The following is a 15,969-nucleotide window of genomic DNA, read 5'->3' on the forward strand; positions in this document are numbered from 1 at the left end:
GCGAGTGCGCGGAACTGCGCATCCGTTCGCCGCGGAGGAAGTTGCACCCGATCGGGCGCCCACGCGTTACCAATGAGGCAACTGCGCGTATAACATCAGCGACGATAGGGGCCGTCAACGGACGCCCCGTGCCCTCAAGCCTACGTCATTGCTCTCGTTGGCGCGATGCCTATGCTGAATTTGGGGTGCGGATCGCGTTCGCTCGTCGTGCTCAACCAGCAATGTCGGTGGTACCCGGTAACGTCGACAGCATCGACTCAACCGAAGGAGCTGACATGTTCATGCAGCGGCGAAATGACGGCGGAACGCGCATCATGACGAGTGCCAGCGATCTCACCGCTGCGAGCATGTGTGAGTTCGCGTTTCTGCGGCGGGTCGACGCGAAGCTCGGTCGTGCGGTCATTGTTCCCGCTGATGATGATCCAATGCTTGCGCGTGCCGCTGGCCTTGGAGACGCCCATGAAGAGCGAGTGCTCGAGCAGTATCGGGTTGCGCTTGGTGCCGGCAGTGCCGGTTCAGCGGGCGGCGTGGTCGAGATTGAACGGTGTGATCCGCGCGATGAAGATGCGCTTGCCGCGGCGGCTGCGGTGACCTATCGGGCCCTTGCCGGCAAGGCTGAGGTGGTGTTCCAAGCCACCTTTTTCGACCCTGCTCAGAAAGTTGTGACTGCTGAGTTAAGCGAAGAGAGCGACTCAGCCGGTGATCTTGAGCTCGGCTTTCTCGGCTTTGCAGACTTCTTGCGTCTGACTCCGGTCGGTGAGTATGAGGTGCAAGACACCAAACTTGCTCGAAAAGCGAAAGTCACCGCGCTCATGCAGCTTGCTGCCTACGCTGAGCAGCTTGAACGCATCGGCATTCCGGTGTCGTCTGAAGCGGTGTTGATCCTGGGTGACGGGGCAGAATCACGGCATAAGATCGCCGACATTGCGCCGGTGTTCCGCGCGCGACGGGACCGTTTGCATCGGCTGCTCTTCGAACGCGTGCTCGCGGTGGGTCCAGACGGTGAACGGGCGAGCGCTGCAGCGATTCAATGGGGCGACCCTGAGATATCTACGTGTGGTCGATGCGAGGTGTGCGAGCCTGAGGTGCAGGCCTCACGCGATCCGCTCCTCATCGCGGGTATCACCCGCCGACAGCGTGACCTGCTTGTCGCCGCGGGCTTCCGCACGATCAATGATGTGGCTGCGCTCGAAGGTCACATTCCTGATATTGATGGCATCACGCGCGGGCCACTCGAGCGCACGGTCGCCCAGGCTGCCGTGCAGATCGCGCCGACGGTCAACGGCCGTCCAGCGGTTCGCGTGGTTGATGCGAATGCTTTCGCGAGCATCCCCGCACCAAACCCTGGTGACCTCTTCTTTGACTTCGAGGGTGACCCGCTCTACCGCGAGCCCAATGGGGACCGCTGGGGTCTTGACTATCTGTTCGGTCTGATCGACGTGAACGAACAGTTCACTCCGCTGTGGGCTCACTCTATGGCGGCTGAAAAGCAAGCACTCTTGGATTTCCTTGAGCTGGTTCGCGAACGCCGCACACAGTGGCCTGGAATGAAGATTTACCACTATGCGGCATACGAAAAATCGCACCTCCTCTCAATTGCCGCGCGGCACGGCGTGGGGGAAGCTGAGGTGGACCAGCTGCTTCGTGAGCAGGTTCTCGTAGACCTGTACCCAATCGTCCGCAGCGCACTGCGTGTTGGTTCGCGCTCCTACTCGATCAAGAAGCTTGAACCGCTGTACATGGGTGATGAGCTGAGAGATCAAGATGGCGTCACCTCAGGCGCGCAATCGGTGTCCGAGTACGCAGAGGCGAGTGCACAGCTTGAGTCTGCCGAAGAGGCAGTTCGTGCGGAAGGGCAGCGGCGGCTCGACGGTATCGCAGACTACAACCGCTACGACTGCGTCTCGACCCTCCGCCTGCGCGACTGGCTACTCTCCCTTGCAGCTGAGCACGGCGTCATGCCGTTTCTTGAACCAGAACTGTTCGAACATGACGCGCCTCCTGTCGTTGAACTCAGCGAGGTAGGCAGCGACCTGCTCGAACTCGCTGAGGCTGAGCGCGACCCTGCGCGTGCGCAGGCACTACGACTCGCCTCGAGCGCGATCGACTACCACCAGCGTGAGCAAAAGTCGTTTTGGTGGTCACACTACGCCCGCCTCACCGACTCCATCGATGACTGGGCAGACACTCGTGATGTGGTCGTCGCTGAGCGATCACTGAGCTATGTTGACGAAGATTGGCACATGCCAGAAGGCAAGCGCTCGAATCGACGACACGTTCGACTCCGAGGGCACGTCGCTCCCGGCAGCTCTCTGAAGCCAGGCGCCACCATGTTCGCGCTGTACGAGTACCCTGCGCCGTTCCCGCAAAAGGGAGGTAGGCCCGGCCAACGCGTCGCTCGCAACGTGACAGTGCTCGAGCGTCACCTCGACGGTGTCACCATCGAAGAGATGCTCGGTCGTGATACCGAGCCATACAGTGGGCTTCCGGTTGCCCTTACTCCGGGCGCACCTCCTCATCCGGGGCGTCAGAAGGGTGCCATTGAAGAGTGGGGTCGATCTCTCATCGAGGCTGCCAAGCTCGGTAACGAAATTCTCGACCCCGTCTTTGGCTTGCTCTGCCGCAAGGCGCCGAAGATGCTCGGAGGGCAGTCACTTGTGGCAGCCAACTCGATGGCTGCGCTCGCCGCGGTTGATGGTGACGAAGGGCACCGAATGATTGGTGCGGTCACAGCTTCCATTCGCTTGCTTGACCGTGCTGCGCTCGCGGTGCAGGGCCCACCGGGCACTGGCAAAACCTATCTCGCAGCGCGCGTCATCAAGCGACTTGTGGAAGAAGACGGCTGGCGCATCGGAGTCGTTGCTCAGTCACACAAAGTCGTAGAGAACGTGTTGGCTGGAGTCGTGAAAGCGGGGGTGAACCCGGAAGTCGTTGCTAAGGTGCCACAAACCGGGGCCTCACCCGAAGCGAATGCGGCAGCACCGTTCACATTGCTGCCGAAGAATGGGCATGGGCGATTCCTCTCCGATCTGCGTGCATCGCAGCGAGGAGGCGTGGTTGGCGGCACCGCATGGGACTTCTCGAACGAAGATCGCATCGAACGGCGTTCGCTCGACCTGCTGGTCATCGATGAGGCGGGCCAGTTCTCGCTCGCGCCAACAATTGCAGCTTCGGTGTCTGCTCAGCGTCTTCTGATGCTTGGCGACCCACAACAACTGCCACAGGTCTCTCAGGGAAGTCATCCAGAGCCCGTAGACACGTCTGCGCTCGGTTGGCTCCTTGGCGATCAGGGTACCTTGTCTGCCGACCGTGGGTACTTCCTAGCCGAAACTCGACGAATGCGGCCAGAACTCACCGCGGTGGTTTCTGAACTGTCCTATGAGAACAGGTTGGTCGCCCACGAAAGCGCAAGCGACCGCGTTGCAGACGGCGTCGGTGACGCCGGCCTCATGCGTGTTACGGTTCGGCATCACGGTAACGCTACGCACTCGCCAGAAGAAGCGGAGGCGGTTGAGCGCGTCATCCAGAAACTCTTGGCTGGAGAAATCACCGAAGCGGAACATCCCCGGCGAGGCGTAACACAAGACGACGTTATTGTTGTTGCAGCCTATAACGCCCAGGTTGAATGCATTTCAGATCGGTTGGTGGCGGCCGGTCTGACTAAGGTACGTGTCGGAACCGTGGACAAATTCCAGGGCCAAGAAGCAGCATTTGCGGTGGTCTCGTTGGCTGCGTCAAGTCCCGAGGACGTGCCTCGCGGCCTCGAATTTCTCCTTATGCGTAACCGGCTCAACGTGGCAATGAGCCGCGCGCAGTGGGCAGCGTATCTCGTGGTCTCAGACAGGCTCGGTGACGGGTTGCCAACAACAGCAGAGTCGCTTGCGGCGCTCTCGGGGTATCTTCGTCTCATTGAGCGCTCCGCTCGCCTAGACTTGGCCGCATGAGCAGGGCAACGGAGGCTGTCCACCGTGCGACAGATCTCATTTTCAGGCTGTTGTATCCGGGCGAAGACGCATCGCGTGAAAACGCACAGATGCGGCGCGAGGTACGAGCGCTCACCGCAGCATTCTGGGCATGTATTGCTGGGGCCATCGCCGGTGTTTTCCTGTTTGAGGGTCCAGTTTCTGCCTGGGGGCTGGTGTCTGCCGGCAGTATCGGGCTCGTCGCTGCGAGTATTTGCGCAGGTCTTGCATCGGCAAGTGAGTACGCCAGAACGACTCGGTCGGTGCGGCAAACCTATACGCGAGGTCGCAAGCTGCAGCGGTGCTTTGACACTGTAGTTATTGGCCTCGCCCACGCAGGCATCGCGGCACTGGTGATGATGCTCCTCACTGCAGTAGTCGTGCAAGGATTCATCGGAATGAAGCTCGACATTCTTACGAGCACCCTGATTGTTGGATTATCTGCGGGGGCGGCGTCATACACGGGAACGATCTCTGGCGGCAACATCACGATGAAATCCCTCTCGACGTTGCTCGCTATCTTCATGGGAGGAGGAATCATCGTTGCAATGCTCACAACCTCAGAAGCCGAATGGTGGCAGCTTCACTTCAGTGAGCTTGGCACCGGTGATGACTTTAGTAGCAGAGTGTTCAATGCGACGTTCTTCGTAGGCGGCTTCCTCTTTGCTTCGCTCGCTTCACTCATTCACAACGAATTGTCCATGTGGGCTGCTGCCGCCACACCGAGTGGGTACCGAAACGTCACCTACGTGACCTGGCTCTTTGTCGGAATCGGGTTCTGTATTGCTGGCGTTGGTCTGGTGCCCGTCAATGTCAGTCTGTTGATGCACAACACGTTTGCCACTGGCATGGCCGTGCTTTTCGGCGCGCTCCTCATCGGTCTTCGGTGGTGGCTCGACGGCTTCGCGAAGCCGTTCTTACTGTTCTCGGACGGTGTGATGATCGCTATCATCGTGGCAGCGCTGTTCTTCTGGCCAATCGGCTCGTATAACTTGGCCGCCTTTGAAGTCATCGCTGCTGGCGCAATCGCACTGTGGCTGGTCATTTTCCTGCGACACCTTGCCGCCTCCACCTCACTGGCTGGAACTACGCAGAGTTTCGCCCAACATTATCCAAAGGAGTCGCGATGAGACACGCAATCCCTTTCAAAACGCCGCCAGTCAACGCCACACGTGGGCTCGACATACCTGGGAAGGCGCTCGGTGGTTCGCGACGCTCGGAGATACCTCACTTCGAAGTAATGCGGATTACCGATGAGATCGCACGTCGTCGACTCGCAGGAGAAGACATTGTCTCGTTGTGCGCGGGCGAGCCTAGCGCGCGCCCCGCACCTGGCACGCTGAAGGCAGCCGGCTATACCGGTCCGCTCGGTACGATGCCGCTGCGCGAAGCGATTGCGCAGCATTACGCCGATTGGTACGACGTGAATCTTGCCCCAGAGGCAGTGGCAGTGACTACCGGATCGTCTGGCGCATTCCAACTCGTCTTCTTGGCGGCATTCGACCCTGGCGATCGGGTCGCGCTCGTGTCGCCCGGTTATCCGGCATACCGGAACATTTTGCGCACCCTGGGTGTCGAAGTCGTTGAGATTCCTACCGGAGCGGAGACTCGGTACCAGCCCACGCCAGAACTCTTAGATGCGGCAGTGAGTGAGTTTGGCGAGCTGGCCGGCTTGATTGTCGCCTCTCCAGCGAACCCAACTGGAACGATGCTGAATCGAGCCGAGCTTACAGATCTTGTGGTATGGTGCAAGCGCAACGGGACACGTCTCATCAGTGATGAGATTTATCACGGGATCACGTTCCCCGAGCCCGGCGCCCAAGATCCACGTGGCGTTTCTGTGGCAGCTCTCGATCCGAGTGCGGTGGTCATTAACTCGTTCTCGAAGTACTGGGGAATGACAGGTTGGCGTCTCGGCTGGGCGATCCTGCCAGAAGACCTGCGTGCACCAGTCGAAGCGCTGGCTTCAAACTTCGCGCTCTCGCCGCCTTCACCAGCGCAGGAGCTGGCGCTCTCGGCATTCACCTCAGAGTCTTATGCCGAACGAGATGCGATCGTGAGTGGCTTCGGACGCGCGCGAGCACTTATCCTCGATGCAGCCCCTGAACTCGGCTGGGGCGCAGCTGCGCCCTCAGATGGCGCGTTTTACTACTACTCTGAGCTTGGCCCCTGGCTCGAACAATTTGGTAGCTCGACGGCGTACGCGCAGGCGCTACTCGAGGAAGCGAGCGTCGCAGTTGTTCCCGGTGTAGATTTCGACACGGTGACCGGTGACCGTGCTGTCCGACTGTCATACGCTGCCGGCGAAGCTGCTGTTGAAGAAGCGCTGTCGCGAATTCTCCGTTTCCAAGCAACACACTAGCCTGAACCAGACTTTACGAGTGTGGGCCCTGGGCGTCAAACGACATCCAAGGCCCACACTCGTAAATGGACGGTTCGTGCCCTAAGCTCCGAACCGAATCGCGGTGCCGACCGAAATGCCAACTCGAGTCTGTAGATTTTCATCGACAACAGCAACGGGTTCTGCTGTGGAATCTACGGAAAGCCCAAGCTCCGTAAGCACGTCTTCCTCTGCGCCTGCAAGATCGAGCACGAGCGCCGAGATTGATTCGATCATTGGCGCTTCGAGACCGGCAACAGCGCGGCTAATTGCCGACCGTGTCGCCTGTGTAAGTGGCGCTGTTCCCGTGCCTCGTAAAGCGACGCGCGAGGTCGTGTAGGCGACGCCGTCACCTGATAGCGCTTCGCCGATAACCTGGTCGCCGTCGAGGCGTGCGCGCAGTTCGAGCACGCTACTGGTAGATGCCAATGCCTTCGTGGCGAAGGGGAGGGGAATGCCCGAAGGGGCACCACCGTGATCATGCTGATCAGGTGATGCCCCTCCGAATGAGAACTTCAAATCCATGAAGTCCAGGATACTCCTGGGAGTTACGCGTTTGCTGCGAGAACCTCTGCGAGCTCCGACGCGGGGAGCTCAGGGAATGCCTGTGCAACGCCAACGTTGGTGATGTTGCCCTCGAACGCGTTCAGACCCTTAGCGAGTGCTGCGTCTGCGTTGAGTGCCTTTGCCCAGCCCTTGTCGGCAAGTGCGACAACGTAGGGGAGAGTTGCGTTGGTGAGTGCAGCGGTCGAGGTCTCGGGGACCGCACCGGGCATGTTTGCAACGCAGTAGTAGATCGAGTTGTGAACCTCGAAGGTTGGGTTGTCGTGCGTGGTAGCAACCGAGTTCTCGAAGCAGCCACCCTGGTCGATAGCGATGTCGACGAGGACCGAGCCCTTCTTCATCTGAGCAACCATTGCGTCGGTGACGAGCTTGGGTGCCTTCTCACCGGGGATGAGGACCGAACCGATAACGAGATCGGCTTCCTTGAGTGCCTCGGTGATGTTGTGAGCGTTCGAGGTGCGGGTCTGGATGCGACCGTTGAACTCGTCCTCGAGCTGCTTGAGGCGGGGGAGAGCGATGTCAATAACGGTGACCTCTGCGCCCATACCGTAAGCGATACGTGCAGCCTGCTCACCAGCAGCGCCGCCGCCGATAACGACAACCTTGCCGCGGCGGGTAGCGGTAACGCCACCGAGGAGGATGCCACGGCCGCCGTTTGCCTTCATGAGCGAGTAAGCGCCAACCTGAACCGAGAGACGACCAGCGACCTCAGACATGGGCGAAAGGAGGGGGAGCGCACGGTTAGCGAGCTGAACAGTCTCGTAAGCGATTGCGGTGGTGCCCGACTCGAGGACAGCCTCGGTGAGTGCCTTATCAGCTGCGAGGTGCAGGTAGGTGAAGAGCACCTGACCCTTACGCATCTTGCTGTACTCAGAAGCGATGGGCTCCTTGACCTTGAGGATCATGTCCGACTCGGCCCAGATCTGGTCTGCCGACTCGACGATCTTCGCGCCAGCTGCCGCGTACTCCTCGTCGGTGATAGCCGAACCGAGGCCTGCACCAGCCTGAACGAATACCTCGTGGCCACGGCGAGCGAGCTCGAATACGCCTGCCTCAGTGATGGCAACGCGGTTCTCGTTGTTCTTAATCTCGGTAGGGATACCGACGCGCATGTTTTTCTCCAATTATTCAGAGTTGCTAAGTAGGGAAACGAAGCTTCCACCGGAATTTTAACCCGTATTGTGAATACGCGCTAGATTTCGGAAAAGTTCTCTTCATCGTGAAGTATATTCGATATCGTCGGTGAAGCATCGAATTCTCTGCGAAATCCGCACAAATTGCGGCTTTTGTAGAGTTGGGAAATGTGAAGTGCAAAGGAGGACACGTGTTGGAAGGGTCAAAGCAGACAAGCCGGGCCGCTGATCTTGATGAGGTAGACCTCAAGATCGTGCATGAACTGCAGCTCAACGGGCGCATCACGAATGCAGAATTGGCGGACCGCGTCGGCGTCGCGGCTTCCACCTGTATTGCGCGAGTGCGCAACTTGGTGACGCGTCGCGTGATCACTGGTTTTACCGCAACAGTTGATCCGCGTGCGGTTGGTCTTGATCTCCAAGTGCTTGTGAGTGTGACGGTACGGTCGGGTGCCCGACAGCTCATCATGGAGCTGAGCGATTCGCTTCGCGCTCAGCCCGAGGTCATGCAGCTGTTCTTCCTTGGTGGCACTGAAGACTTCATCATGCATCTTGGAGTACGTGACTCAGATCACGTTCGTGACTTTGTGATGGAGAACCTGTCGACTCACCCCGCAGTTTCTGCGACGCGAACGAGCATCGTATTCAGTCACTTTGCGAACCCAGTATCCATCGGCGCGATTGATTAGGCGGATCGCGTAGACCACAAGGGCGGGTGTAGTTTATCCAGACTGCACCCGCCCTCTATCGTGTGTGTATCTCGGAATTGGGTGCCGAGTGCTGAACGCTTATTTTCCTCAGGCACCAGCTAGTGTTCTGCGGGTGGCGTGAGGCGGTTTTCGTGCGCATCAAGCGCGCGTGACACTTGCTGAAGGGCGCGAGAACTATAGCGGCCAATTGCTCGCTCTTCGAGGAGTGCCGCGCGCTGCGCTTCAAGCGAGACGTTTGCGAGGCGCAGATATGCCTCAGCCGGAGATTCCTGTGTGGACGGGAGATTAGGATCCATCGGGTTCAGCGCTATCGCGAGAGGGGCCAAAGCATTTTTGCTGCTCACTCGCGCACGTTCTGCAATGAACTCCGGGGTAGTGGGGCCACCAGCGGCTGCTTCCTTTTCGATCTCATCGTCGATTGCGTTAATGCCAGAAGTCATCAGGTCGCGGCAGAGTACAGCGAGTTCTGAACGGTCATTGCCTCCCACCCCCTCAGGCCAAAGCCGACGGATCAGCGCAGGCAGTGTGAGACCGTGGAACAGTAAGGTCACTGTCGCAACGATGAACGCGGTCAGGACGATCTGCTCCCGGAATGGGACCTCGGTCGGAATTGACTGTGCAGCAGCGAGCGTGACTACGCCGCGCATGCCTGTCCAAGAGAGGAGCATGCCGTCGCGCCAACCGAGTTGGGCATCACGTTCGTGCGCTGCATCGGCGGCAGAGCGCTGGGCCATTCGCTCTGTGCGGGAGAGCCGCGCGGGGGTCGTAGCTGAATGAACCTGCATACGCTTGACGATGAGGCCCAGTCCGCGGCTACGGTACTCGATGCGGCGAGCAGTGCGTCGCATGATCCAGATGGTCGGCACAACAAAGAGTGCTCGGCACCCGATGAGGACGCCAACGAGCACAAAAGACACGAGGATCACGGTGTCGAGATGGAAATCGGAGTCCCCAACGCGGTCCACGAGGCCGTGTAACTCGAGGCCCATCAACAAGAAGACACCATTGTCTAAGACGAATTGGATGGTTCGCCAGTTCAAGCGCTCGTTCGTGCGCGCTATGGCACTGAACTTCATCGTTGCGTGATGACCGGTGTAGAGACCAGTGACCACGACGGCAAGCACACCAGATGCGCCAAGCTCTTCGGCAGGGATGAACGCGAGGAAGGGCACAGCAAATGAAACCACCGTGTCGTATACGGGGTTCTTGAACTTTGACCGTACCCAAACTGTAATGATGCCAATGCAAAACCCAATGAGCACGGCAGTTGCAACGGAGTAGCTGAACATGCCAACTGCTGGCATGAATGCGAAGCTGCCCGACAGCGCGATCAGCGCTGTTTTCAGCAGCACCAGTGAGGTGGCGTCGTTGACGAGGCTTTCACCTTCAAGAATCGAGACGATTCGGTCAGGCATTCCGAGACGCTTGCCAATTGCGGTTGCCGCGACGGCATCGGTCGGGCTGATCACTGCGCCGAGTGCAAACGCAACGGGAAGTGGCACCTGCGGTACAGCCCAGTGCAGCGTAAGGCCGACAACCAGCGTCGTGATGATCACGAGCACGACAGAGAGGCCGATGACTGGTCTGAAATTTCGTCTGAAGTCGATGAGGGGCACATTGACTGCCGCCGCGTACAGTAGCGGCGGCAGCACGCCAACAAGGATGATCTCAGGTGACACCACAACGCTCGGCATGAACGGGAGATAGCCAATTCCAATGCCGAGGAGTATGAGTATCAGTGGTGCCGCGACGCCGATCCGCGCACCAACAATGGAACCGGTGATCAGCACGATCACGACGATGATTGAAATGAGCCCGATCTCCATTGCTCTAGCCTACGGGCCTACTCCCTAAGCGGAAACAGCACCGACCGTGATTTCACGAGCTTCTTGATCGTGGAACACGCTCCAACGTGCGACATCACGCTCGAGTTCTCGCGCGCTGACTTCATTGCCTGGGAAGGGGAATAGGTAGACGCGCTCGCGCTGTTTGGGGTCCCGCTTCCAAGTAGCAATGGTTTGCCCGTCACGAATAACAGTGCCTGCAAAGACGCCATTCTTGCCGGGTACCACATAGTCAATTCCGCCCGGAATGAGCTGCGGCTCCCGAATGCTGTAGCCAAGCAAATGCTCATCGAATGGTGCAAGAAGCAAAGCTTCGGACGGCGGGGTAATCTCTGCATCGAGAAGCGATGGCGCAAGCCAAGCTTCGCCCGCTGCACCGGGGATAGCTTCGCCGTGCTCATCAGCGAAACGGGCGGTGGCGAGGCGGCCACTCTCAACGGCTGCCGTGAGCCCGCGTTTTACCTCACGCATACCCAAGCCCGACCACCAAGCGATGTCCTTCGCGCGGATGGGCCCACGAGCGACCGGATACCGGGCGGCGAGCTCGAGGAGCGCTTCATCTTCATCAAGCGCCCGAGCGGTTGGCAACCAGCCAGCTGCAAGTACCAGTCTCGGCTCAGCAAGATCTCGCACGGGTCCAAGGGTTGCAAGGCCGTTTTGGCACAGCCACCAGATGAGGTGATACCGCCAGTTTGATTGCCAGACGATTCCTGCTGCTGTCCAGGCATCAGAGAGCTCGTTACGATCGAGGCCTCCAGCGGCAGCAATGCGGAGAGCGTCAAGCGATACCCCGACGAGCTGATCGAGAATTTCGTCACTCATCCCGAGAATCTTGCGACGCTGCGGGGCACTCGCCAATGCCCGCTTGTTTGTTAGAGACTGCAACCAACCAATGTCAGTTGCCGCAACCAAATGAATCGTGCCGCGCATCGGCCAAGAACGCACGAGCTTACCTGCGTTGAGGGCATCTATGACGGACTGCTGCGAGGCCCCGGCTACCCGACGCCCAAGCGCCCATCGTGATGCATGCCAATCTTGTCCCTGCACTGCGAGCATGCGGGCTGCTACAGCACTGACGTCAGAACCCAGGCCGGCATCGGGCGCGTTGAGCCCTTGCGCTTCGGTGCGAAGCGCTCGGACATGCTGTTGCGAAAGAAGTTCAGCCATATCGCAAGTGTAAAACCGGCCAGTGACATTTGGGCGTCCTGCGTTGGTGTGGATCCGCCACAACCGTTGCGGCCTCCCACCAGAAGGCGAAATGTCGGTGGTCTGTGGGAAGGTTATTACGAACATCCCGCGAACGAGTCGCAAGGAGCGCGCATGCATGAGATTCAATGCCCACACTGTGGCAAAGCATTTACCGTCGATGAGGCGGGCTATGCGCAGATCTTGCAGCAGGTGCGTGACACTGAATTCGACCAGCAGCTCCACGAACGTCTCAAGCTGATAGAGCAAGAGAAGCGTCAAGAACTTGAAATCGCGAAGGTCAAAGCTGACGGCGAACTACAACAGGCGACCGCAACGAAAGACGCCGAGATTCAGCGGCTAGAGGCGCTCGTTACCGCCGGAGAATCAACGCAGAAGATTGCCATCGCAGACGCGCTCGCCGCAGTTGAGAAGGAGCGCGACAAGGTCGCGTCTGAGCTTGCTGAAGTAAAGGCGACTCAGGCGGCTCAGGCCGAGCTCGTTGAGGCGCGCTTCTCCGCACAGCTCCAACAGGCAGAGGCAGTGAAAGCCTCTGAGATTGCTGAGCTCAAGGCACAGGTAACGGCCGCGGCCACTGAACAGAAGCTTGCTGTTGCCGAGGCCGTCGGTGAAGTAGCGAAGGAACGCGATGAGTTGCAGGGAGACCTGAAACGGGCAAACCTTGAAAAGGAACTGGCCGAGCGTTCGATTACCGAGCGCTTCGAAGTGCAACTCAAAGACCGTGACGACGCGATTGAGCGGCTCCGCGATATGAAGTCGAAGCTGTCCACCAAGATGATTGGTGAAACGCTTGAACAGCACTGCGAGAATACGTTCAATCAGATCCGTGCGACGGCCTTCCCGAACGCGTACTTCGAGAAAGACAATGATGCTCGTTCTGGGAGCAAGGGCGACTACATCTTCCGTGATTTCGATCCCAGCGAGCTTGAAGTTGTCTCGATCATGTTCGAGATGAAGAACGAAGCAGACACGACCGCGACTAAGCATAAAAACGAAGACTTTCTCAAAGAACTCGATAAAGATCGAAATGAGAAAGGTTGCGAGTATGCGGTACTCGTCTCGATGCTCGAGTCTGACAGTGAGCTTTACAACACTGGTATCGTCGATGTTTCGCATCGATACCCGAAGATGTACGTCGTTCGGCCACAGTTCTTCTTACAAATCATCACCTTGCTGCGCAATGCGGCAATGAACGCAATGAGCTACAAAGCCGAGCTTGAGCTCGTGAAGGCTCAGAACATCGACATCACCACTTTTGAGAGCGAACTCGATGATTTCAAAGGCGCATTTGGGCGTAACTATGATCTTGCATCGAGGCAGTTCCAGGAAGCCATCAAACGGATCGATACCTCGATCGCTGAGATGCAGAAGGTGAAAGATCAGCTGTTGAAATCCGAGAACAACTTGCGCCTGGCAAACGACAAGGCGCAGGGGGTTTCGATTAAGAAACTCACCCGGGGAAACCCGACCATGCAGGCAAAATTTGCGGAGATCGAGCGAGGCAGCGCCTCCTCGGCTGACGCGTAGAAAGCAGGAACAATCCATATGAATCTGGGAGCAGTCCTCGAGAACTCCAAGTTCACCGAGCCAGATGAGATTTTCGCTGCCTTCGAAGCCTGGGCGCTCGAAGAGCGTGGCCTGAGCCTCTACCCTGCCCAGGAAGAAGCAGTGCTGGGCATGACGCTCGGGTCGAACGTGATCCTGGCAACCCCGACCGGTACGGGCAAGTCCATGGTGGCGCTCGGCGCTCACTTCGCGGCGCTCGCTGAGGGGCGCCGTACCGTCTACACGGCGCCGATCAAGGCGCTCGTGAGCGAGAAATTCTTCGACCTGGTCGAGATCTTTGGTCCTGAGCGCGTGGGCATGGTGACCGGTGACGCGGCCATCAACCCTGATGCGCCGATCATCTGCTGCACGGCCGAGATTCTGGCGAATCTCGCGATTCGTGACAAAGACGTCGACAACACTGAAGCTGGCGGCTTCACTCAGGTCGTCATGGACGAGTTCCATTACTACGCAGACTACGACCGCGGCTGGGCATGGCAGGTGCCGTTGTTGCTTATGCACGACGCTCAGTTCTTGCTTATGTCGGCAACGCTCGGTGATGTCACCGACCTGGCCGCTGATCTGGAAGACGCGACCGGTCGCGATGTTGAACTCGTGACAGGCGTTGAGCGCCCAGTGCCCTTGAGCTTCCGCTATGAGGTCGCACCAGCTCAGGAAGTTGTTGAGCAGTTGCTCGCTGATAAAGAGGTGCCTGTGTACCTCGTGCACTTCAATCAATCGCATGCCGTCGAGCAAGCACAAGCCCTGTCGAGCATCAAGATTGTAGACCGCGCAGGTCGCGATGAAATTGCAGCGGCAATTGGTGATTTCCGTTTCTCAGCTGGTTTTGGTCAGACCCTGTCGCGACTTATCCGCTCAGGCATCGGCGTACACCACGCTGGCATGCTCCCCAAGTATCGCCGACTCGTTGAGCAGCTGGCACAGCGCGGCCTGTTGAAAGTCATCTGCGGCACCGACACACTTGGTGTGGGCATTAACGTGCCGATCCGCACCGTACTCATCACCGCGCTCACGAAGTTTGACGGTGAAAAGATGCGCCGCCTGTCCGCTCGTGAGTTCCACCAGATTGCTGGCCGCGCAGGCCGCGCGGGTTACGACACCGAGGGCGACGTCGTTGCCCTTGCTCCCGAGCATGAGATCGAGAACGCGAAGTCTGCAGCGAAGGCGGCTGCGAAGTCAGCCGGTGGTAAAAAGGCGAAGCCAGTCAAGAAGAAGGCTCCGCCTCAGGGCTTCGTCGCTTGGAACGAGCAGACACTTGAGAAGCTCATCGCGTCAGAGCCGGAGCCGCTGGTGAGTCGCATGCGTGTGACTCACGCAATGGTGCTCGGCGTGATCGGACGCGGGGAAACCTGGCAGGGTGAAGCTCTCAACACGATGCAGATGCTCATTTTCGACAGCCATGAACCAAAAGCGAAGCAGTTTGAGCATGCGCGTACTGCGATCAGTATCTTCCGTACGTTGCGCAACAGTGGCATCGTCGAGATCCATGAAGAGAATGGCGAAAAACTGCTGCGCCTCACCGTCGATTTGCAGGCGAACTTCGCGCTCAACCAGCCGCTCTCACCATTTGCAATTGCAGCGATCGAGCTCCTGGAGCCTGAGTCCGAGACATATGCGCTTGATGTCATCTCGGTGATTGAGTCGACCCTTGAAGATCCGCGTGCCATCCTGCGTGCGCAAGAGCACAAGGCGCGCGGCGAGGCAATCGGGGCGATGAAAGCAGATGGGGTTGAGTACGAGGAGCGTATGGAGCTACTCGAAGAGATCACCTACCCGAAGCCGCTCGAAGAGCTGCTTGGTGAGGCCTACGACGCCTACGTCCAGGAAGTCCCGTGGGCGCGTGATTACGAGCTGAAGCCGAAGTCGGTCGTTCGTGACATGATCGAGCGTGCATTTGGGTTCCGTGACCTTGTCTCGTACTACGAGCTCGGCCGTGCGGAAGGCGGCGTACTCCGCTATCTCTCTGACGCGTATCGGACGTTCGAACGCACGATCCCTGAGAGCGCAAAGAACGAGCAGCTTGAAGAGCTCATCGAGTGGCTTGGCGAACTCGTGCGGCAGGTCGACTCGAGTCTTGTCGACGAATGGACAGCCGCGTTCAACCTCGAGCAGGGTGTTGACGCCGCTGCGATTGAGCAGGCCAACGAAGCTCGCGATTCCATCGCGCCGCCCACCGCCCGTAGCCTGCTTGCAAACGAGCGCGCATTCCTCGTGATGGTGCGCAACGCACTATTCCGACGTGTCCAGGCGGCATCGTTTGAGCGCTACAAGGAACTCGCTGAACTCGACGGCTCGCACGGTTTCGGTGAAGAGCAGTGGCGTGACGCACTTGACGCGTACTTCACTGAGTACGACGAGATTCTTATCGATTCGAACGCTCGCAACGCTGCCCTGGTAGAACTCGATCGTGGAGACGACGTTTGGCGCTTCCGACAGGTGCTGCTTGATCCCAACGGCGATCGTGATTGGGGCATCGAAGGCGAAATTGATCTTGCGGAGTCTGAATCGCAAGGCGAGCCAGTGATTATCGTGCGACGCGTTGGCCCGCTGAGCGACGCGGCGTAGCGAAGGCTTCGTGCACCCGGCGGGTGCGCCTCACGAGCT

10 protein-coding genes are annotated in these 15,969 nt (G+C 58.7%); 6 read left to right on the plus strand and 4 right to left on the minus strand.

Annotated elements, in window-relative coordinates:
• Window positions 1-281: 281 nt before the first annotated feature.
• From ICL81_RS02385 to ICL81_RS02395, 3 genes are read left to right on the plus strand one after another with little or no spacing between them, the layout of a single operon-like run.
• The gene (locus tag ICL81_RS02385) at window positions 282-3,944 is read left to right on the plus strand and encodes a TM0106 family RecB-like putative nuclease (RefSeq protein WP_353055390.1); all 3,663 of its coding nucleotides are present in this window, start codon (window positions 282-284) and stop codon (window positions 3,942-3,944) included.
• Window positions 3,941-5,092, plus strand: coding sequence for a hypothetical protein (locus ICL81_RS02390; RefSeq protein WP_188033360.1), 1,152 nt, complete (start codon window positions 3,941-3,943; stop codon window positions 5,090-5,092). Before ICL81_RS02385 ends, ICL81_RS02390 begins: the two co-directional genes overlap by 4 nt.
• Window positions 5,089-6,324: an aminotransferase class I/II-fold pyridoxal phosphate-dependent enzyme gene (locus ICL81_RS02395; protein WP_188033361.1), complete on the plus strand. Its 1,236-nt coding sequence runs from the start codon at window positions 5,089-5,091 to the stop codon at window positions 6,322-6,324. Before ICL81_RS02390 ends, ICL81_RS02395 begins: the two co-directional genes overlap by 4 nt.
• Window positions 6,325-6,405: 81 nt before the next feature.
• Here ICL81_RS02395 and ICL81_RS02400 read toward each other — a convergent pair whose 3' ends face one another.
• Both ICL81_RS02400 and ald read right to left on the minus strand, forming a co-directional pair.
• Window positions 6,406-6,867 (minus strand): hypothetical protein, encoded by a 462-nt coding sequence (locus ICL81_RS02400; protein WP_188033362.1) that lies wholly within the window; start codon window positions 6,865-6,867, stop codon window positions 6,406-6,408.
• Window positions 6,868-6,890: 23 nt separating this feature from the next.
• Window positions 6,891-8,018: an alanine dehydrogenase gene (gene ald, locus ICL81_RS02405; protein WP_188033440.1), complete on the minus strand. Its 1,128-nt coding sequence runs from the start codon at window positions 8,016-8,018 to the stop codon at window positions 6,891-6,893.
• Between the two features lie 212 nt (window positions 8,019-8,230).
• Here ald and ICL81_RS02410 point away from each other — a divergent pair, with 212 nt between their 5' ends.
• Entirely contained in the window at window positions 8,231-8,728 is a 498-nt protein-coding gene (locus ICL81_RS02410) for an Lrp/AsnC family transcriptional regulator (protein ID WP_188033363.1), read from the plus strand.
• Between the two features lie 119 nt (window positions 8,729-8,847).
• Here the strand turns inward: ICL81_RS02410 and ICL81_RS02415 are convergent, their stop codons facing one another.
• Together ICL81_RS02415 and ICL81_RS02420 are read right to left on the minus strand one after the other, a co-directional pair.
• Window positions 8,848-10,575: a sodium:proton antiporter gene (locus ICL81_RS02415; protein ID WP_188033364.1), complete on the minus strand. Its 1,728-nt coding sequence runs from the start codon at window positions 10,573-10,575 to the stop codon at window positions 8,848-8,850.
• A gap of 24 nt (window positions 10,576-10,599) precedes the next feature.
• The gene (locus tag ICL81_RS02420; RefSeq protein WP_188033365.1) at window positions 10,600-11,760 is read right to left on the minus strand and encodes a winged helix DNA-binding domain-containing protein; all 1,161 of its coding nucleotides are present in this window, start codon (window positions 11,758-11,760) and stop codon (window positions 10,600-10,602) included.
• 153 nt (window positions 11,761-11,913) lie between these two features.
• Between ICL81_RS02420 and ICL81_RS02425 the strand changes: the two genes are divergently transcribed.
• Entirely contained in the window at window positions 11,914-13,326 is a 1,413-nt protein-coding gene (locus tag ICL81_RS02425; RefSeq protein ID WP_188033366.1) for a DUF2130 domain-containing protein, read from the plus strand.
• 18 nt (window positions 13,327-13,344) lie between these two features.
• On the plus strand, window positions 13,345-15,930 hold the full coding sequence (locus tag ICL81_RS02430; protein WP_188033367.1) for an RNA helicase: 2,586 nt from the start codon (window positions 13,345-13,347) through the stop codon (window positions 15,928-15,930).
• Window positions 15,931-15,969 lie beyond the last annotated feature (39 nt).

Source organism: Leucobacter sp. cx-328 (assembly GCF_014530035.1).
Lineage (GTDB): Bacteria > Actinomycetota > Actinomycetes > Actinomycetales > Microbacteriaceae > Leucobacter.

Bases quoted from the DNA above. Each gene is read 5' to 3' on its own strand.
- ICL81_RS02415 (WP_188033364.1), bottom strand. From the start codon at position 10,575: ATGGAGATCGGGCTCATTTCAATCATCGTCGTGATCGTGCTGATCACC.
- ICL81_RS02425 (WP_188033366.1), top strand. From the start codon at position 11,914: ATGCATGAGATTCAATGCCCACACTGTGGCAAAGCATTTACCGTCGAT.
- ICL81_RS02400 (WP_188033362.1), bottom strand. From the start codon at position 6,867: ATGGATTTGAAGTTCTCATTCGGAGGGGCATCACCTGATCAGCATGAT.
- ICL81_RS02430 (WP_188033367.1), top strand. From the start codon at position 13,345: ATGAATCTGGGAGCAGTCCTCGAGAACTCCAAGTTCACCGAGCCAGAT.
- ICL81_RS02395 (WP_188033361.1), top strand. From the start codon at position 5,089: ATGAGACACGCAATCCCTTTCAAAACGCCGCCAGTCAACGCCACACGT.
- ICL81_RS02390 (WP_188033360.1), top strand. From the start codon at position 3,941: ATGAGCAGGGCAACGGAGGCTGTCCACCGTGCGACAGATCTCATTTTC.
- ICL81_RS02420 (WP_188033365.1), bottom strand. From the start codon at position 11,760: ATGGCTGAACTTCTTTCGCAACAGCATGTCCGAGCGCTTCGCACCGAA.
- ald (WP_188033440.1), bottom strand. From the start codon at position 8,018: ATGCGCGTCGGTATCCCTACCGAGATTAAGAACAACGAGAACCGCGTT.
- ICL81_RS02385 (WP_353055390.1), top strand. From the start codon at position 282: ATGCAGCGGCGAAATGACGGCGGAACGCGCATCATGACGAGTGCCAGC.